The sequence below is a fragment of the Streptomyces sp. NPDC087440 genome (genome assembly GCF_044744005.1).
Taxonomy (GTDB): domain Bacteria; phylum Actinomycetota; class Actinomycetes; order Streptomycetales; family Streptomycetaceae; genus Streptomyces.
Genome location: NZ_JBIUXN010000005.1, coordinates 377,543 through 395,898, shown reverse-complemented (window position 1 = coordinate 395,898; position 18,356 = coordinate 377,543). Strand labels below are relative to the sequence as shown.

Annotated in this window: 19 protein-coding genes; 13 read left to right on the top strand and 6 right to left on the bottom strand. The window is 73.8% G+C overall.

Translation table 11 applies throughout. The features are described 5' to 3' along the window. Positions 1 to 170: 170 nt before the first annotated feature. From ACIO3O_RS14645 to ACIO3O_RS14635, 3 genes are read left to right on the top strand one after another with little or no spacing between them, the layout of a single operon-like run. Complete coding sequence (locus ACIO3O_RS14645; protein ID WP_401745244.1) at positions 171 to 617, top strand: phage tail protein; 447 nt, start codon at positions 171 to 173, stop codon at positions 615 to 617. Next, positions 617 to 1,105 carry a hypothetical protein gene (locus ACIO3O_RS14640; RefSeq protein ID WP_401745242.1) on the top strand — a complete coding sequence of 163 codons (489 nt, stop codon included), beginning with the start codon at positions 617 to 619 and terminating at the stop codon, positions 1,103 to 1,105. Before ACIO3O_RS14645 ends, ACIO3O_RS14640 begins: the two co-directional genes overlap by 1 nt. Further along, positions 1,102 to 1,257, top strand: coding sequence for a DUF6760 family protein (locus ACIO3O_RS14635; RefSeq protein WP_401745241.1), 156 nt, complete (start codon positions 1,102 to 1,104; stop codon positions 1,255 to 1,257). The genes ACIO3O_RS14640 and ACIO3O_RS14635 overlap by 4 nt, the downstream gene beginning before the upstream one ends. 1,899 nt (positions 1,258 to 3,156) lie before the next feature. Here the strand turns inward: ACIO3O_RS14635 and ACIO3O_RS14630 are convergent. Together ACIO3O_RS14630 and ACIO3O_RS14625 are read right to left on the bottom strand one after the other, a co-directional pair. After that, positions 3,157 to 3,360: a hypothetical protein gene (locus ACIO3O_RS14630; RefSeq protein WP_401745239.1), complete on the bottom strand. Its 204-nt coding sequence runs from the start codon at positions 3,358 to 3,360 to the stop codon at positions 3,157 to 3,159. Positions 3,361 to 3,585: 225 nt separating this feature from the next. Continuing rightward, positions 3,586 to 4,437, bottom strand: coding sequence for a hypothetical protein (locus tag ACIO3O_RS14625; protein WP_401745237.1), 852 nt, complete (start codon positions 4,435 to 4,437; stop codon positions 3,586 to 3,588). Between the two features lie 88 nt (positions 4,438 to 4,525). Between ACIO3O_RS14625 and ACIO3O_RS14620 the strand changes: the two genes are divergently transcribed. The 9 genes from ACIO3O_RS14620 (at position 4,526) to ACIO3O_RS14580 (ending at position 15,390) form a co-directional block, all read left to right on the top strand. Continuing rightward, on the top strand, positions 4,526 to 4,981 hold the full coding sequence (locus ACIO3O_RS14620; RefSeq protein WP_401745236.1) for a hypothetical protein: 456 nt from the start codon (positions 4,526 to 4,528) through the stop codon (positions 4,979 to 4,981). 52 nt (positions 4,982 to 5,033) lie between these two features. Further along, complete coding sequence (locus tag ACIO3O_RS14615) at positions 5,034 to 5,456, top strand: phage tail protein (protein WP_189828657.1); 423 nt, start codon at positions 5,034 to 5,036, stop codon at positions 5,454 to 5,456. A 52-nt stretch (positions 5,457 to 5,508) separates the two neighbouring features. Then, on the top strand, positions 5,509 to 6,231 hold the full coding sequence (locus ACIO3O_RS14610; protein WP_401745235.1) for a LysM peptidoglycan-binding domain-containing protein: 723 nt from the start codon (positions 5,509 to 5,511) through the stop codon (positions 6,229 to 6,231). Then, the gene (locus ACIO3O_RS14605) at positions 6,231 to 8,165 is read left to right on the top strand and encodes a VgrG-related protein (RefSeq protein WP_401745234.1); all 1,935 of its coding nucleotides are present in this window, start codon (positions 6,231 to 6,233) and stop codon (positions 8,163 to 8,165) included. The genes ACIO3O_RS14610 and ACIO3O_RS14605 overlap by 1 nt, the downstream gene beginning before the upstream one ends. Positions 8,166 to 8,265: 100 nt before the next feature. Then, complete coding sequence (locus tag ACIO3O_RS14600; protein WP_401745233.1) at positions 8,266 to 8,745, top strand: GPW/gp25 family protein; 480 nt, start codon at positions 8,266 to 8,268, stop codon at positions 8,743 to 8,745. Beyond that, a complete protein-coding gene (locus ACIO3O_RS14595; RefSeq protein ID WP_401745232.1) occupies positions 8,745 to 10,703 on the top strand; it encodes a putative baseplate assembly protein in 1,959 nt (652 codons plus the stop codon). Before ACIO3O_RS14600 ends, ACIO3O_RS14595 begins: the two co-directional genes overlap by 1 nt. A gap of 487 nt (positions 10,704 to 11,190) precedes the next feature. Then, positions 11,191 to 11,700, top strand: coding sequence for a phage tail protein (locus ACIO3O_RS14590; protein WP_401745278.1), 510 nt, complete (start codon positions 11,191 to 11,193; stop codon positions 11,698 to 11,700). Continuing rightward, positions 11,697 to 13,148 (top strand): NADase-type glycan-binding domain-containing protein, encoded by a 1,452-nt coding sequence (locus tag ACIO3O_RS14585; protein WP_401745231.1) that lies wholly within the window; start codon positions 11,697 to 11,699, stop codon positions 13,146 to 13,148. Before ACIO3O_RS14590 ends, ACIO3O_RS14585 begins: the two co-directional genes overlap by 4 nt. An 808-nt stretch (positions 13,149 to 13,956) precedes the next feature. Continuing rightward, complete coding sequence (locus ACIO3O_RS14580) at positions 13,957 to 15,390, top strand: beta-propeller fold lactonase family protein (protein ID WP_401745229.1); 1,434 nt, start codon at positions 13,957 to 13,959, stop codon at positions 15,388 to 15,390. A gap of 61 nt (positions 15,391 to 15,451) precedes the next feature. Here ACIO3O_RS14580 and ACIO3O_RS14575 read toward each other — a convergent pair whose 3' ends face one another. The 4 genes from ACIO3O_RS14575 to ACIO3O_RS14560 form a co-directional block, all read right to left on the bottom strand. Beyond that, positions 15,452 to 15,634 (bottom strand): hypothetical protein, encoded by a 183-nt coding sequence (locus ACIO3O_RS14575; RefSeq protein WP_401745227.1) that lies wholly within the window; start codon positions 15,632 to 15,634, stop codon positions 15,452 to 15,454. 139 nt (positions 15,635 to 15,773) lie between these two features. After that, on the bottom strand, positions 15,774 to 16,211 hold the full coding sequence (locus tag ACIO3O_RS14570) for a restriction endonuclease (RefSeq protein ID WP_401745225.1): 438 nt from the start codon (positions 16,209 to 16,211) through the stop codon (positions 15,774 to 15,776). 129 nt (positions 16,212 to 16,340) lie between these two features. After that, complete coding sequence (locus tag ACIO3O_RS14565; RefSeq protein WP_401745223.1) at positions 16,341 to 16,610, bottom strand: hypothetical protein; 270 nt, start codon at positions 16,608 to 16,610, stop codon at positions 16,341 to 16,343. 203 nt (positions 16,611 to 16,813) lie between these two features. Further along, positions 16,814 to 17,389: a TetR/AcrR family transcriptional regulator gene (locus tag ACIO3O_RS14560; RefSeq protein ID WP_401745221.1), complete on the bottom strand. Its 576-nt coding sequence runs from the start codon at positions 17,387 to 17,389 to the stop codon at positions 16,814 to 16,816. Positions 17,390 to 17,459: 70 nt separating this feature from the next. On the opposite strand from ACIO3O_RS14560, the gene ACIO3O_RS14555 reads away from it, so the two are divergent. Continuing rightward, complete coding sequence (locus ACIO3O_RS14555) at positions 17,460 to 18,353, top strand: NADP-dependent oxidoreductase (protein WP_401745219.1); 894 nt, start codon at positions 17,460 to 17,462, stop codon at positions 18,351 to 18,353. Positions 18,354 to 18,356: the final 3 nt, after the last annotated feature.

Below are 18,356 nucleotides of genomic sequence, written 5' to 3'. Positions count from 1 at the left end.
GGCGCGGGCCGGCTCCGGGCGCTGGTTTTGTTGGGGGCGGGGGGGTCGCTTCTGGGCGGCGGGGGGGGGGGGGGGGGGCCCTTGGGGGGGGGGGGGGGGGGGGGGGGGGCCCCCCCCCCCCCCCCACCCCTCCCCCTTTCCACTCCTTGATCTCCTAGGACAGCGAACAGATGAGTCTCCAGCCGGGCGACGCCCTCACTTCACACAATTTCGGGCTGCAGATCGACGGCGTGATGGTCGAGTACCTCGCCGAGGTCAGCGGCCTCACCCTGGAAATGGACGTCATCAAGTACCAGCAGAACAACGGCTCCACCGGCAAGAGCGAGGTGTCGCTGCTGCCCGGCACGCAGAAGGACGGTCAGTGCACCGTCGTGCGCGGCATGACCCAGTCGTCCTCGTTCACCACGTGGATCAACGACTCGATCAACGGCCGGATGTCCACGGCCCGCAAGAACGCCTCCATCATCGTGATGGACTTCGAGGACAACCCGGTCAAGCGCTACAACCTGCGCAACGCCTGGTGCAGCAAGATCGACACCAGCACCGTGAAGGCGGGCGAGGCCTCGGCGCTCACCGAGACCGTCACGATCGTCTTCGAAGAACTGGTCATCGAGTAGTGCGGCGCACGTCCGCCGGGACGCGGGGCGCGGCGGCGCCCAGCGGGGTCCCGGACCAGTCGTCGGCCGAGGCACCGGCCCCCGTGCCGGAACCGGCCCCGCCGGTGCGGCAGGAGAAGCTGCGCACCGAGTTCCCCTTCGAGCTGCCGCGCGGGTACGTCGACGACTCCGACGTGGTGCACAAGCACGGCGTGATGCGCCTGTCGACGGCCCGCGACGAGCTGGTCCCGCTGCGCGACGTGCGCGTCCAGGAGAACCCGGCGTATCTGTCGGTGGTGCTGCTCGGCCGGGTCATCACCCAGCTGGGGACGCTCCCGATGGTGCACGACGGGATCGTGGAGAACATGTTCGCCTCGGACCTGGCGTTCCTCCAGGACTTCTACCGGCAGATCAACGCGGAGGGCCACACCCGTGCGGCCGTCCACTGCCCGCACTGCTCGGAGCCCTTCGAGGTGGAGCTCGGCGGGAGCCGCCTGGGGGAATCGTGACGTACGCGACCGACCGGCTGAACGAGGAGATCGCGTACGTCGCCTACCACTTCCACTGGGACCTGGAGTCGATCCTCGACCTCGAACACCACGACCGGCGCCAGTACACGGAACAGATCGCGTCCCTGGTGACGCGGGGTGCGGAGGGCTGAACCGGTGGGATTCCTGGACCGGTTGCGGGGCGGCCGAGGCGTCGACGGACCGAACGAACCCGCCAACTCGCCTGCCCCGGAGGCGACGTCCGCTGCGGTCGATGGCGCCGCGGACACGGGTTCCGGGCCCGCCCGCCTCGCCGCCTGGCCCGGCATGCCGCCGATGTCACCGTCAACGGGCCTGACACGTACGGGAGTTGCCGACTCCGGCTTCGGCGGGCGGCTGCCCACCTGGCAGAACCCGTCGTTCACCGGCACGTCGTCGCCCGCCGTGCTCGACCCGGTGGCGAGTGCCGGGCTGCTCTCGGACGCGTTCACCGCGCCGTCGCCCCGGCCGCGTCCGGCCACGGGCCTGGAGCGGGCGTCGCGGCCGTTGCCGCGCACGGCTCCGGTCCCCCCGTCCGCGCCGCCGGTGCAACGGATGCCGGTCGCGCCGTTGCGCGCGATTCCGGTGGCGGACGGTACGCCGGACGCGCCCTCGGCCGCGCCCCGGCCGCGCGCCGAGCGGGTGCGGTGGGCGCGCCCGGTGCCGCCCGAGGGCCCGGCTGTGCAGCCTGCGTCCGCTTCCGGGCGGGGCGTGCGGGTGGCTCCGGTACCGGCCGCCGCCGTGGCCGGGCCCCGGCATGTCCTGACTCAGGCGCCGAGCGGCGGAACGGCCGTGCAGCGCCGCACCCTGCCCGCTTCTCCCCGGACTGCGGAGCCCCGGCCGGGCCCGGCCCCGTCGACCGCGCCGACCGCTTCGGCCTCGCGGTCCGGTGAGGGCGGGCGGGGCGGCTCGGGCGCGCCCGAATCGGAGGAGCCTGCGGGCGGGGCTCCGGCTCCTGTCTCTCGTTCCGTACGGCCGGTGGTGGACGGTTCGTCCACGACTCCGGTACGTGGAGGGGCGGGTGCGGCGGCATCCGGGGCCGGGACTCCGGTCCAGCGCACGGTGCGGGACGGGGCGGGTGCGTCCGGCGGCCCGATAACGGACGCCTCGTCACGTAGGGCTAGCAGCAAGGCTGTTGGCCGTGAGGGGGCGCCACGTAGTACGTCGGGTGGCTCTCCCGTACGCCGAACCGAGGCGACAGGGGCGGGCGGGGCTGGCGTTCCTTCCGCGCAGCGGGCGGCTGCCCCGGTGCAGCGCGCGGGCCGTGACAGCTCGGGGGCCTCTTCCGCTCGGCCTTCGGGCGGCACGGCGGCGGGTCCGGATGTTCCTCCGGCGAAGAACTCGCCGCGGCCTGCGGGTGGTGCGCCCTCCCCTGTTCCCTCGACTCCGCGTTCCGGCAACACCACCGGTGGCACCCCGGCAGCCCGGACGGGCGCCAGGGCGACCGACGTCCCCGTGCAGCGGGTGACCCGCGACTCCGCCACCGGCGGGCCTTCGACGCAGGGCCCGGACGGCGGCTCGATGGGCAGCGTACGCAGTACGGGCGGCGGCACGGCGAGTCCCAGGAGCACGCCCCGCAGTGGTTCCCCCGCGAGCCCGGGCAAGGCGAGCGATCCGACGAGCACCAGCAGCACGGGCCGCCCGGACAATGCGCCCGGCACCGGCACCAGCACCGGCACCGGCACCCCGGCAAGCGCGAACAGCCCTGTGGGCCCGAGCAGCGCACCGCGTACCGGCAGCCGAGCCGGCGCCAGCAGCACAGCGAGCGCCCGTCCCAGCTCGCCCGGCCCGGCCCCAGCTGCGGCACCGGCACCGGCACCGGCACCGGCACCGACCGAAACACCGAGCACCGGTGGCTCGGTCAGCCCCGGCACCACCGCCGCGCGCGGCCTCCAGCAGAGCGCCAGCACAGCGCACCCCACAAACGCCCCCGTACAGCGCATCGCGAAGCAGGACTCCTCGGCTGGGCCCTCGCGCCCGGCCGCATCGTCTGCCCCTACGGCCCCCCGGGCCCCGGGTGCCCCGCCGTCGGCTCAGTCCGGCAGCGGGACGCCCATCAGCGGTACGTCGGACACGGGGCCCGTACGGCAGACCCCGGCCCCGGCCGAAGCTGCCGCGCCCGTACGCCCGGCCGCCTCACCCACCGTCCAGCGCTCCGCATCCGCGTCCGCAGCGCACAGCACCACCCCCGCGCCTTCTTCCCCGTCCAGCCGCCCGCAGCCCGCGCCGCAGGACACCGCCCCCTCCGGCCGAGCGGCGTCCGGTCCGGCTCCGGCCGCTCTCGATTCCAGCCCCGGCCTCCCCCTCACCGGGCCGCGCCCGGAGCAGGCGTCCGGAAGCGCCCCCGTACAGCGAATCGCGTCGGCGCGGCAGTCCGGCACGCCCGACAGCACGTCCACCACCACGCCAACGCGTCAGCAGCAACCCGCCGGAAATACATCGCTCCACAACTCCCGTCCGAATCAGGCCAGTTCCGCCACCTCGGACACCCAGCCCCGTACCGGCGCGCCTTCCGCCGCCCCCGTGCAGCGCGTCCAGGCGTCGGGCTCCCGGCCGGACGCCGAAGCGCGCCCGGCACCCGGGCCACGCACGGCACCCGGAGCACCGGTCGGGCCCGTCGCCCCTCGCAGCGACGGCCGTGCGGCGGACGTCTCCCGGGACTCCTCCGTCGCGTCCGGCCGAGAGCCCGAGCAGCACCGCACGGAGCCCGCACCCGCCGCAGGAAGCACCCCCGCCGCCGCCCCGGTCCAGCGGCCGGAGCCCGGTGCGGACCGTACCCCTCCGGCGCTCCCCGCCCGGTCGGCAGGCCACGGCACCCCGGTGCAGCGCAGCGCCTCCGCGCCGCGTGCCGGGCTCGGTGCGCCCGTGTCGCGGAAGCCGGAGGATGCCGTCGTCACGGGTCCCGCCGCCCGGACCTCCGCCGCGTCCGTCCCGGCAGCCACGCCCCCGATGCCGAGCCCGGCCCGAACCGCCCCGGTACAGCGAGCCGTCACCCGTACCGCACCCGCGTCACCGGCCAACTCCCCGACGCCGTCGGCGACTTCGACGCCAGCGCCCGCCCGACGCCGTTCCCCTCTGGGAGCCCCGCTCCCGGCACCCCCGGCCAACAGCGCCCCCCTCGGCGGTCCGGCCGCCGCGCCCCCGCTGTCGGTCGGCGTCGTACGCACCGAAGCCCCCGTCCCGGTGCAGCGCGCCGTCACCCGTACCGCCCCGGCCGCCCTGCCCACAGCTCCGCCGTCGACGCCGCAGGCTCCGCCGTTCACCCCGGGTTCTTCCGGGCCGATGGCCCCCGCGGCCGATGCGACCGCGCCCACCAGGGCACCTTCCACAGCGACTCGCTCTACGGCGACCCGGCCGCCCACGGCACCCGTACCGCTCCGTCATCCGACCACCTCAACCGCCTTGTCGCCGCTGCCCGTTGCCTCCCTCGCGCCGCCCACGGCACCCGGCGGCTCCGAGACGCACGCCGTCCAGCGCGCCTTCGGCATGCGGGGCGGCGGGGTCACCGGAGCGCTCGCCTCGGCGGCTGCGGCCACCGTCTCGCAGTCGCTGGAGCGGTTCCGGCCGCGGTCGTCCTCGCGGCAGGCCCCGCCCGCCGTTCCGCCGCCCGCCTCCGGCGAGAGCGCGGCGCAGGACCCGCCGCCGCCCTCGTTCGCGGAAGCGACCGCCTCCACCGCCGGGGAGCCACTGCCCGGGTACACCCCGGTGCCGCCCGGCGGGTTCGACCCGGACAAGCTCAGTGACCTCCAGCTCGACGCGCTGGTGCACCGGATCATCGGCCGCATCACCCGGCACGTCCGCACCGAGTTGCGGATGGACCGCGAACGCGTCGGCCGCCTCCGGGACCCCCGCCGCTGACCCGTACCGCCACCCCCGTACCGCCACCCCGGAGAGAACAGAAAGGCCCCCGATGCCCCGTCAGGACCCGGGCTCCACCATTTGGTTCACGCTGACCATCGACGGCGAGAGCCTCGGCTACTTCAACGGGTGCGACGGACTGGCCACCCAGGTGGAGGTCGAACACCGGCAGGAGGGCGGCAACAACGGCTTCGTGTGGACGCTGCCGACCCGGATCACCTTCTCCACCATCCGGCTGACCCGCCCGCTCACCCCGGACACCGCGAAAGTCGCCAAGTGGATCTCCTCGGTGCAGACCGGCATCAAACGGCCCACCGCCCAGATCGCGGCGCTGCGCGCGGACGGGTCCGAGGTCGCGCGCTGGGGGCTGATCGACGTGCTGCCGGTGAGCTGGCAGGGGCCGTCGCTGAGCCCGGACAGCCCGGCCGTCGCCACGGAGGTCCTGGAGATCGCCCACCACGGCTTCACCGACTGACCCCCGCACCCGGCGACGACGTACGACCACAGAGGAAGACCACCGAGAGCACATGGCCAAGAGCAGCAAGGGCGCGGGCAAGAGCCTGGTACGCGCCTCCCTCGCCATCCACGAGCCGCCGTTGGGCACCAGCACCACGCCCGGCGGGATCATCAAGACGTTCCCGTTCTCCTTCAACCCGGCGGAGCTGACCATCAGCCGCCGCGCGCAGTGGCGGGTGACGACCGCTCCGGCGGTGCGGGAGGGCGCCAAGCCCGAGTTCCTGGGGCCCGACGCGCGGGAGATGAACGTGGAGATCTTCCTCGACACCTCCGCCGAGCCGACGTCGGACACCGTGCTCAAGCAGGTGGAGACGCTGCTGAGCTGCTGCGAGACCACCCAGCAGTCGATCAACGCCGACCAGCCGTCGCCGCCGTGGGTGGTGCTGGAGTGGGGGGCGTTCTCGACCGCCAGGTTCGTGGCGTACGTGTCGTCCGTGGAGGCCTCGTACACCTTGTTCAGTACGACGGGGGTGCCCATCAGGGCGACCTGCCGGATGCAGCTGAACGAGGTCCCCAGCGACAAGAAGAACCAGAATCCGACGTCCGGCGCGCTGACCGCGCAGCGGGTGCACCGGGTCGTCGCGGGCGACACCCTCCAGTCGCTCGCCTGGCGGGAGTACGGCGACGCCACGGTGTGGCGGGCCATCGCGGAGGCCAACGGCATCGACGACCCGTCCCGGCTGCCGTCCGGGGCCGAACTCCTCATGCCGGCCGCCGGGGAGGTGCGTCGCTGATGGTGAAGCCCGCGTTCTCCAGCATCATCCACGTCGGCATCGGCGGGGCGAAGAAGCTGACCGCCGAACTGGCGCCGTACTTCGTGGACGGCTGGGTCGACCAGGGTGCGGGGGTGCCCGCCGCGTTCCGGCTGACGTTCCGCGATCCGAAGCGGCTGGTGCTGGGCGAGCTGAACGCCACGTTCGGCACCAAGGTGGTCCTGACCCCGATCGCGGACGGCCAGGGTGCCGGAAAGCCGCTGCTGACCGGTGAGATCACGGGACTTGAGGCCGACTACGACGGCACCGGCACCTACACCGTGATCCGCGGCTACGACTACGGGCACCGGCTGGTCCGCCAGCGCAGGGTGGTCGCGTACACCAACCAGACGGCGTCCGACATCGCACGCAAGCTGGCCCGCCAGGACGGTGTGCCGATCGGGAAGATCGACGCCACACCCGGGCTGTACGAGTTCATCAGCCAGTCCAACGTCTCCGACTGGGACTTCCTGGCCCGCCTCGCGGACGAGAACGACCGGGTCATGTCGCTGGACGCCGAGGGGCGTTTCCAGTTCGTGAAGCCGAAGGCGTCGTCCGGGGCGCCCTCGCCGAAGGCGAAGGCCGACAGCAGCCCCTTCATCCTCAAGGCGGGCGAGGACATCCTGCGGCTGCGGGCCGCCGTCACCGCGTCCGACCAGGTCAGCAAGGTCGAGTCGCGCGGCTGGAACGTGACCACCAAGAAGAAGCTCGTCGAGCGCCGGCCGATCACCACCGACCCCGGCATCACCATCGGTGAGACCCCCGGCACGGTCGCGGCCAAGTTCAAGCCCGCCACGCTCGTCGAGACGCACGTGCCGTACGACCAGCAGTCCGACGTCCGGTACGCGGCCAAGGCCCTGGCGTCCGACGTCACGTCGTCGTTCGCCGAACTGGAGATCGCCGCGCGCGGCAACCCCGAACTGCGGCCCGGCATCCCGGTGGCGCTCGCCGCCGTCGGCAAGCCCTTCGAGGGCAAGTACACGGTGACCTCCGTGCGGCACAGCTTCGGCGACGGGGACCGCTACGAGTCGTGGGTGACGGTCAGCGGCCGACAGTGGCGTTCGCTGTACGGGCTGGCCTCGGGCGGCGCCTCGGACGGCGGCGGCGCGAAGCTGCCCAGTGTCGCCAACGCCCAAGTGGTCGACGTGAAGGACCCGTTGGAGCAGGGGCGGGTGAAGCTGTCCTTCCCGTGGCTGGACGACGCGTACGTCAGCGACTGGGTGCGCAGCGTGCAGCTGGGCGGCAAGGGCGGCGGCGGGGTCTTCCCCATGGACGTCGGCGACGAGGTGCTGGTGGGCTTCGACCGGGGAGCACTCGACCACCCCTTCGTGATCGGCGGCCTCTACAACGGCCGGGACAAGCCGACGCAGGTCAAGGACGTCGACCTGCACGACGGACTGCGCAAACGCGCCATCCGGCACACCCTGTCCGACCGCAAGGGCAACCGGGTCGACCTGCTCAGCGAGCAGACCGGCAGGCGCAAGCAGGGCGTGCGGATCGCCACGGGCAACGACAAACTGATCGTCAACCTGGACCGCACCAAGACGGAGATCACCGTCAACAGCGCGGGCGAGGTCAGGATCAGGGGCGGCAGTTCGGTGTCGGTCTCGGCGGGCGCCGACCTGACGCTCAACGCCACCCGGAATCTCAGCATCCGGGCCGGTGGCATGGTCACCGTGCAGGGCGGGGGCATGGTCAGCGTGCGGTCGGCGGCCGCGCTCAACGTCAGTGCCGGGGCGGCGCTCAGCCTCACCGCGGCGGCCGCGGCGACGCTCACCGGAACCGGGTCGGTGCAGATCAACTCGGTGGCGAACGTGAGCGTGCAGGCCGTGACGCTGGCGCTCAAGGGCGGCATGACGACGATCGACACCGTGGCTCCGCTGATGGTCAACAGGAAGCCGTACCCGATCCCGTGACCGGGCTGCCCGGGCGCGTCCGATCGCCGCGTCCTCAACCGGGCCGCGTCCGACCGCCGCGCCCCCACTCGACGTACCGAAACGAACGGGAGATTCACTGATGGCCGAACAGTTCGTCGGCTCCGGCTGGTCCTTCCCGCTGCGCATCAGCCCCACGGGCGGCATCGCCATGGTCAGCGGCGAGCGGGAGATCGAGGAGGCCATCCGGCTGGTGCTGGCGACCGCGCCGGGCGAGCGGCCGATGCGGCCCGAATTCGGCTGCGGGGTCCACGAGTTGGTGTTCGCCCCGGTCAACGAGCAGACCGCGGGGCGCATCCAGCACGAGGTGCTGATCAGCCTGGACCGGTGGGAGCCGCGGATCGAGGTGCACGGAGTGGAGGTCTCCGCGGGCAGCGAGCAGAGCGTGCTCTACATCGACGTCCGCTACTCGATCCGCGGCACCAACAACCCGCGCAGCCTCGTCTTCCCCTTCTACGTCATCCCCTCCCACGACGAGCCCGGCCTGCCGGACTCCGCCGAAGGACCGGGCCTCCCCCACGGTTCGAACGGCCCCGGCAACCTCCCCGAAAGCGAACGCTGATGCCCCTGCCCTCCCCCAACCTCGACGACCGGCGCTTCCAGCAGTTCGTCGACGAGGCCAAGCGCTACATCCAGCAGCGCGCGCCCGAGTGGACCGACCACAACGTCTCCGACCCCGGCATCACACTGGTGGAGACGGTCGCCCACATGGCCGACCAGATCGTCTACCGGCTCAACCGGGTCCCGGAGAAGAACCATCTGGCCTTCCTCGACCTGGTGGGCATCACGCTGTTCCCGCCGACGGCGGCCCGCACCGACGTCACGTTCTGGCTGTCCGCCCCGCAGGACGAACCCGTCGACATCGCGACGGGCACGGAGGTCGCCACCCAGCGCACCGACCGCGAGGAGGCCGTCGTCTTCGCCACCGAGCACGACCTGACCGTCGTGCCGTGCGGGCTCGGCCGACTCGTCGTGCAGCGCCAGGGTGCCCCGGTCGCCGACCGGACGGACGATCTCGCCGAGGGCAAGGACCTGCCGTGCTTCTCCGAGGCGCCCGTTCCCGGCGACTGCATGCTGATCGGCCTGACCGCCGCCACCCCGCACTGCGCCGTCGCGCTCGAACTCGACAGCCGGGTCGACGGCGTCGGCGTCGACCCGCGTCAGCCACCGCTGGCGTGGGAGGCGTGGACCGAGGACGGCTGGCAGGCCTGCGAGGTGGACCGGGACGGCACCGGCGGCCTCAACCGTCCCGGCGACATCGTGCTGCACGTCCCCGGCGGGCACGTCCTCTCCCGCACCGGCGGCCACGAGGCGGGCTGGCTGCGCTGCCGTGTCACCGAACCCCTCTCCGGCCAGCCCTTCTACACCACCTCCCCCACCCTGCGGGCCGCCGACGCGTTCACCGTCGGCGGCACCGTCCGCGCCGTGCACGCGGAGACCGTGTACGACGAGGCGCTCGGCGAGTCCACCGGCCTGCCCGGACAGCGGTTGCGCCTGGAGCACGCGCCGGTCGTCGGCGACGACCCGCCGCTGCTGCTCCAGACCGCCGCGTACGACGGCTGGGTGGACTGGCAGGTCGTGCCGCACTTCGGCGCGTCGGGCCCCGGTGACCCACACGTGACCCTCGACGCCGCGACCGGCGAGATCGCCTTCGGCCCCGCCGTCCGCGAACCCGACGGCACACTGCGGCAGTACGGGGCCGTCGCCCCCAAGGGCTCGGTCGTACGGGCCCGCCGCTACCGCACCGGCGGCGGCCGCTCCGGCAACGTGGCGCGCGGCACCGTCCGGGTGCTGCGCACCTCCATCCCGTACGTCTCCGAAGTCGTCAACCGTGAGGCCGCGCGCGGCGGTGTCGACGGCGAGACCGTCGAGGAGGCGAAGCTGCGCGCGCCCATCACCCTGCGCGCCCAGGAACGCGCGGTGACCCTGCGGGACTACGAGGAGCTGGCCCGCCGGGCGGCCCCCGAGTGCGCCCGGATCACCTGCCTCTCCGGCGAGGAGGGCGAGCACGGCGCGTACGCGGTACGGGTCCTGGTCGTCCCGCAGGCCGTGCCCGACCCCGGCGGCAGGCTCCGCTTCGAGCAGCTCGTCCCCGGCGACGACCTCCTCGGCCGGATCACCCGCCACCTCGACGAACGCCGCCTCATCGGCACCCGCCTGGCCGTCGGCCCGCCCTACTACCAGGGCGTCACGGTGGTCGCCACCGTCCACGCCTTCCGCGGCGTCGACACCGACCGGGTGCGCAGGCAGGCCCACGACGCGCTGTTCCGCCACATCGACCCGCTGACCGGCGGGGCGGACGGCCGGGGCTGGCCGTTCGGCCGTCCCGTACAGGCCGGTGAGATCTTCGCCGTCCTCCAGCGCGTGCCGGGCGTCGAACTCGTCGACGAGGTGATCCTGCACCCGGCCGACCCGCTCACCGGCAAACGCGGCGACCCCACCGACCGCATCGACCTCCGGGCCCCGGCCCTGGTGTTCTCCTTCGACCACCGGGTCCGGGTCGTGGGGGGTACGTCGTGAGGCGACGCGTCGTGAGGGGTGCCGGTGACGGTTGCAACGACCGCTCCGCGTACGGCACGTGCCCGGCACGCGGGGCGTACGGCCCGTACGCCCGGCTGAACGGGAGGCTCACCGCGCGGCCCGCGCACGTCCGGGGCATCGCGCGCGCCACGCCGATCATCCGGTCCCAACCTGACGCGCAGGCCCCGCGGAGCGCACCGGATGCACCGGGCCGCCGCACCACACGGGCGGTGCCGGTGCTGTCAGAGGCACGCGTTCCGCGTCGTCGGGCAGGTGTCCCGCCGTACGCTTACGTTCCGCGTACCCCGTGTGCCTCCCACCTCGGAGGTGGCCGGTGAACGGCGGCATCGGCGACGGCCACGGTCCGGCGGACACGAGCGGCCCGGACTCCCCGGGCTCGCCCGGCTCCCCGGGCGACGACGAACGCCGTCCGACCGGGCGCCGGGCCGGGGTGGACGGCCTCGGGTCGTCCGCGCCGCTCGGGGCCATGCTCCCCGCCGTGTTCGCCGACGACGACCTCGCCCAGCGTTTCGTCGCCGGACTCGACGAGGTCCTCGCACCGATCCTGCACGTGCTCGACTGCCTCGACACCTACTTCGACCCCGCCCTCACCCCCCTCGACTTCGCCGAGTGGCTCGGCACCTGGGTCGGTGCGGAGACCGACGGCACCGAACCGGAGCCCCGGCTGCGGGACGCGGTCGCCTCGGCGGCCGCCCTGCACCGGGTGCGCGGTACCCGACAGGGTCTCTCCGAGGCGGTACGGCTCGCCTTCGGCGTCGTGCCCCACATCAGCGAGAGCGGCGGCGCCGACTGGAACGCCCGCCCGCTCGGCCCCTTCCCCGGCGCACCGCGCCCCCATCTGCACGTCACCCTGCGGCTGCCCGCCCCGACGACGACGGACGTCCACCGGCTGGACTCCCTGGTCGCGGCGGCCCGCCCCGCCCACATGCCCTACACGGTCGAAGTGACCGCCTCCGAAAGGACCTTGGAGCGATGACCGCCCAGAACTGCCCCGAGTGCGGGACCCGCACGGAACCGGGCCAGTCCTTCTGCGACGCCTGCGGCGCCGTACTCGGCTGGAACCGGCCCGGCAGCCCGGCAGCCTCGGGGGCCGCTGCGGCCCCCGCCGCCCCGGCGGCCCCCGAGGCGGAGCGCGGCACCCCGTGGAACGCCTTCGACCGGCCGGGTTCCGGTGGTACGGGCCTGGCTTCCGCCCGGCGAACCGGGCCGACGCCCGGCGACGGCGGGCAGGGGTACGCCACCGACTCCGAACAGGGGTACGCCGCCGACCTTGCGCACTCCCGCCCGGCGGACGTGCCCCGACCCGAGTGGGACGTCCCCGCACCGGTCGCACGCGACGCCCGGCCCGCCGGGGCGGACGACGACACGTTCCCCCAGGACCCGGTGCCCGCACGGGGCCCGGCCACCGGCGCCCCGTCGATGAACTCCCGGCCCGGGGCCGCTGACCACGCGGGCCTCCGGGACGCTCCCGACCCCTCCCCCCGCCGCAGCCCCGGCCCCCGCGACGCCCCCGGTCCCGACGCTGCCGCCGAACGCGCCCGCTCGCTGCTCGTCCCGGTGGCCGAGCCCGAGGCGCCGAGGGGTGCGCCGCCCGTCGCCCCCGTCCTGCCCGGCCGGCCGGACGCCGAGCGACCCCATGTCCGTACGCCGGAACCCCGGCGGGACACCGGCGACGGCCCGCCCTGCCGCTGGTGCACCACGCCCAACCGCCCCGGCCGCCACTTCTGCTGCCGTTGCGCGATGCCGCTGGCCGAGGAGGCGGACGAGCAGGCGACGCCCCGACTCCCCTGGTGGCGGCGGCTGTTGGGCCGTCGGCGGCAGGACACCCCGTGGGCAGGCGACCGGCCGCCGCTGCGCCGGGCGCTGGACCGCGTCGGCACCTGGATCGGCATCGCGGTGGCGCTGGCCCTGGTGGTCCTTGCCGCCGTCTTCCTGCCGGACGGCATCCGAGCCACCAGCGACCACTTCGCCAAGCGTGCCCCGGTCTCGCCGGACACCGTCCTCGCGTCGCACACGTTCCCGGGGCACAAGCCGGAGCTGGTCTTCGACAAGAGGAGCAACACCTGGTGGGGTTCGGGGCGCGCGGAGTCCGGCCAGGGCGAGTGGATCGAGGTCGGCTTCCGTGAGCCGACCCGGTTGCTGGACGTGATCATCACACCGGGGGTCTCCAGCCGCCCGGAGAAGATCGGCGAGTCCGCACTGCCCCACCGGGTCAAGGCGACGATCACCGGCAAGGACGGCACGACCACCACCCGAGACCTGGTCCTCGACCAAGGGGCGGGCGCCCAGCGCCGGCCGTTCCGCGTCGGCGAGGTCACCAAGGTCCGCTTCACGGTGGAATCCGCCCACGCGGCCTCGGCGACGAAGCAGGTGGCTCTCGCCGAGATCGAGTTCTTCGGCCCCTCCTCCGCGGGCCGCTTCTGACGCCCGGCACGGGCGGGCGATCACGCCCGGGCGGATGGAGGTCAGGTCGGCCGTGGCCGTGCTGCCGACCGGCTGTCGCAGGTGGGCGTCCGTCGTCGGGGAGAGGCGGACGGACACCGGGGCCGTGCGGGCCCAAGGCGCGTACGGGGTCGGGAAGCCGGAGGGCTCCCGGTGCACGGCGACGCCGTCCGGGGGCCCTGGGCCTGGGCGTTCACCCCTTCGTGCCCCCTCCGCGATGCGCTGCACCAGAACCTGGAGGAAGGTGCGCACGCCCTCGTCCTCGGTGCCCCCGACACCGGTGCGCGGGCAGGTGAGCGTGGCCTTCGGTCCGGACCTCGGCGCGTACGGCAGGTCCGCCGGGTCCGGGGCGGGATCGTGCAGCAGCCGCCAGGCACCCGCCGCGACCAGCACGCCCAGCGCGCCCAGGGGCAGGACCAGGGACGTCCGCAGCGTGCGGCGCGAAGCCGTTGTCGGACTCCGGTGAATCGGACTCCGGTGAAGAAGACCTCCCCACCTCACGCGGCGCACAGGTCTCCCGATGTGACCAATCGACTCCCCTGCGCTACAAGTGGCTGTCATGCTGGGCGCGTTGGCGCGACTGACGCGCCGCGTCGGCGGTGCGTGCCGCGCGGACCGGGAAGGCTCCGTCCCTTGGACGGGCGGTCGAGGCGAAGGGGCTGCGAGCCCTGCGTCCCCCACCGGTTCCTCCTCGGGCGCACCCGCCTCTGCGCAACCGCCCCCGCGGGCAGGCCGCGGGGGCACCCGGTCCGTGCCGGTCGGCACGGACGTCGAGAAGGGGAAGATCACCATGTCTTCTGGCACCAGATCCGCCCAACGCCTCTCCTCCCGCAGACGGCTGCGACGGCGGCTGACCGCGCTGCTGTCCGGCTCCGCCCTGTGTGCCGCCGGACTGTCCGCGACGGGCGCGGCACCGGCCGCCGCGTCCGGACCGGCGCTCTCCGCGACCCCGGTCGCCTACGTCGCCAACTACGGTTCGGGCAGCGTGTCGGTGATCGACACCGCGACCAACTCCGTGACCGCCGCCGTTTCCGTCGGTTCGGCCCCGGCCGGGGTGGCCGTGACACCCGACGGCACCCAGGCCTACGTCACCAACGAGGCCTCCTCCTCGGTCTCCGTGGTCGACACCGCGAGCAACACCGTCACCGCCACCGTTTCCGCCGGGGCCGGGCCGAACGGGGTGGCCGCCTCCGCCACCCGGGTCTACGTCACCAACGACCCGGCCGACACGGTCACCGTCCTCGACACCGCGACCCACACCGTCACCGCCACCGTCCCGGTCGGTGACGGGCCGAAGAGCGTCGTGCTGTCCCCGGACGCCGGGAAGGCCTATGTCGCCAACAGCGGCGGAAACTCCGTGTCGGTGATCGACACCGCGACCAACTCGGTGATCGCGACCGTCCCCGTCGACACGCCCAACGCCGTCGCGGTGACCCCCAATGGCGCCCGTCTGTACGTCACTTCGCAGAACGACGCCGTGGCCACCGTCATCGACACCGCCACCCACACCGTCACCGCCACCGTCCCGGTCGGCAGCCGGCCCTACGGGGTGACCGTCTCGCCCGACGGCTCCCGCGCCTACGTCACCAACGCGGGCAGCGACACCACCTCGGTCATCAGCACCGCGACCAACACCGTCACCGCGACCGTCCCCGTCGGCGACTTCCCGACCGGCGTCGCGACGACCCCCGACGGCAGCCGCGCCTACGTCACCAACCTGAGCGGCGACACCACCTCGGTGATCGACACGGCGGCCAACACCGTCACCGCGACCGTCCCGGTCGGCAGCACCCCGGCCAGTGTCGCGGTCACCCCGGCCCCGGCGGCACCGCAGGCCGCCGACATCGACGTGAACCTCACGGCGAAGCCGCAGCTCAGCATCCTCGTCCCGTACCTCACGTACACGCTCACCGCGCACAACACCGGGCCCGCCCCGGTCACCTCCGCCACCCTCAAGGCCGTGCTGCCCCAGGGCGCGAGCGCGACGAACCTGTCCGCGGGATGCACCACCGCCACCGGGACCGTGACCTGCACCTACGGCAGTATCGCCAACGGTGCGAGCGTCAACCGGACGTTCCGCGTCCCGCTGAGCCTGCTGACGCTGGGCCAGGTCAAGGTCACGGCTACCCGCACCGCTTCCGCGCCCACCGACGCCCACGCGGCCAACGACACCGCGAGCGCCACCTGCACCGTCGTCTCCGTCCTTCTGGCCACCTGCCCCTGACCCACCCGTACGCGTACGCGGTGCGCCCGGCCGACGTCGGGCGCACCGCGTACGGGCAGGATCACGCCGCGAGCGGGAGAGCCTCTCGGACCCGGTCGGCCAGGACCAGGAAGGAGTCGGACTCCAGGTCCATCACCACGGTGGCCACGATCCCCTCGCATCGGCACGCACGGGCGTAGTCGTCGGCGCGGCGGGCCGCCTGCGGCGAACCGGCGGGGAAGGACTGCAGGATCTCTTCGTACATGACGCTCTCCCTGGGTCCGGACGCATCGTTTTCCGTCCCCTCGGATGCCCCGAAAATCGCCGTTCATCGGACCGCCGGGCCGTCAGGGGGTCCGAAGCCCCTCTCCGGCGGAACCGCACCCTCCGGTACTGCGGCACGGTCACTCCGGGGGCGTCGTCCGCGTGCGGCGGGCGGCCGGATGCTCCGTCGTGAGCAGGTCGAGGTGGGCGTATGTCGCGCACAGTGTGTGGGCCTGGAAGCGGGTGCAGTCCTCGGTGCCGACCACCGGGGCGGACAGCGCTCGCACCGCAGCAGTCAAGGCCGTTCGCGTCAGGGAACGTCTCGGGTCGCCGTCGGGCAGGGCGTCGAGCCCCAGACGTACGTCCGCGAGAACGGCTCGCGTATGGGCGCGCAGCCGGTACGCGATCTGCGCGTAGTCGTCGGGCCGCAGGCCGTGGTGGGGTCTGGGCCAGTCCAGTACCCGCCGGGCCAGGCGCTCGTGGGGCGCGCGGTCGAGCGGGATGCGCGAGACGAGCTCGCCGTCCGGGTCGTGCAGCACGCTGTACGAGCCGGGTGCTTCTCCCTGGGTCAGGGTCATCGGTACGCTCCCGCCGCATGCGAAAGTGCCGGGCCAGTGCCCGGCTTCCCCATCTGATTCGAAGCCGCGGCGCCCACGGATTGGTGCCACCGGGCTGCCGCCGGGAACCCGTCGGGTCCCCGGGGCCGCTCAGGCCCGCCGGGTCCTGAAGTCGCGGTGCGCGGTGCGCGTCTGGAGCGCCGTGGTGTGCCGGTACAGATGAACGGCCGAGACCGCCGCGGCGAGCGCCATCGCGGCCAGGGCGACGGCCTTCGGCACGACCGCTTCCCCGGCCCGTACGCCCCACACGACGGCGTAGGCCCAGACCAGGGTGAGCGCGGTGAACGTCCACACTGCGTGCCGCACCGCCCTGGCACGGCGGACGGAGAGGGGGTACGTGGCAGGTCGGGATGCTGTCATGTCGCGCGTCTACCCCGTGAGCGGCCGGACGATCAGCCACAAGCCCGGAACTCGCAGCCATCGGCGAGGCGCTGCCCGGCGGCGGCCGGTGGACGCGGCCGAACGGCAGTCCGCTGGCCGTCAGTTGCTCACGCCGGCAGGTGAGGACGACGGCCGGCCGGCCCGGGAAGGGGACCGCCGGTGTGCGCCGCCGGCCCCCGGTTTCAGGATGCGGTGGCCTCCCAGGCCGCTTCGATCATGCGGAAGACCTCGTCCACCGTGGCTGCGGGATCGTCCGCACGACACGCGAGCGCGTAGGCGTCGATGACGAACCGGGCGGTCGCCCGGCACGCCGTCGCGCTGCGGGACAGGTGGGGGTCGGCCGCGAGTGCCGATGCCAGCGTCTGCGCGTGGCGCAGGCCCATCGACTCCTCGTACTCCCGCAGGGAGGGCGCTTCCTCGATCATGCGGCGGACGGGGGCGCCGGCCTCCGCCGTGCAGTGCCGCACCAGCGCCTGGACCTCGCGGTGCAGCGCGGGCAGGGGCGACTCGTGCGGGGGCCGGTCGGTCACCGCCTGCGCGAGACGTTGCTCGAAGTCCGTGTCGCGCTCGAACACGAGGGCCTCTTTCGAGGCGAAGTGGGCGAAGACGGTGGTGACGGCCACGTCCGCCTCGGCCGCCACGTCACGGATGCCGACGGCCTCGTATCCGCGCTCGAGGAACAGGCGCAGCGCGGTGTCGGCGATGTTCTGGCGGGTCGCGGCCTTCTTGCGCTCACGGCGCCCGGATACGGCGGTCATGGCCGGACGATATCAGGTACGAATTCACAACCGTTGTGAACTCCTAACCGTTAGTGTTACGTTCGGCCGCATGAAGAAGATCTCCTTCGCCGCGTTCGGCGGCCCCGAGGTTCTGCAACTGGTGGAAGCGGAGGAGCCCCACGCGGGGCCCGGCCGCATACGCATCGCCGTACGAGCGGCGGGCGTCAATCCCGTCGACTGGCGGATCCGGGAGGGCCAGGTCCTGGGAGCGCATCCGGTCGAGTTGCCCGCCGGGGTCGGGCTGGACGCCGCCGGTGTGGTGGACGAGGTCGGCGAGGGCGTCGAGGGAATCGAGGTCGGCGACCACGTGTTCGGCGAAGGCACGGACACGTACGCGGAGTTCGCCGTGCTGTCGGCGTGGGCCCGGATGCCCGAGCGGCTGACCTTCGAGGAGGCAGCCGGGTACCCCTCGGTGGTGGAGACCGCGCTGCGCATCCTGGGCGAGGTCGGCGTGCGCGCCGGGCAGACGCTGCTGGTCAGCGGCGCTTCGGGCGGCGTCGGTTCGGCGGTGCTGCAGATCGCCCGCGCCCGCGGCATCACGGTGATCGGCACCGCGGGCGCCGCGAACCAGGACTACCTGCGCGACCTGGGCGCCCTCGCCACCACCTACGGGGAGGGCTGGGTCGAACGGGTCCGGCGCCTGGGCCGGGTCGACGCGGCTCTCGACCTGGCCGGCTCGGGTGTGATCCGCGAACTCGTCGGGCTGACCGGCGACCCGGGCAAGGTCGCCTCCATCGCCGATCTCGAAGCGCCGCGCTGGGGCGTCCGGTTCTCCGGCACGGCCGGGAGCGTGCCTGACGCACTCGCCCAGGCCGTCCGCCTGATCTCCGACGGCAGACTCCACATCCCGGTCGAGAAGTCGTACGCACTCACGGAAGCGGCGGCGGCGCACGCCGACAGCCGCGCGGGCCACACCCGGGGGCGCCGCGTCGTGATCGTCTGAACA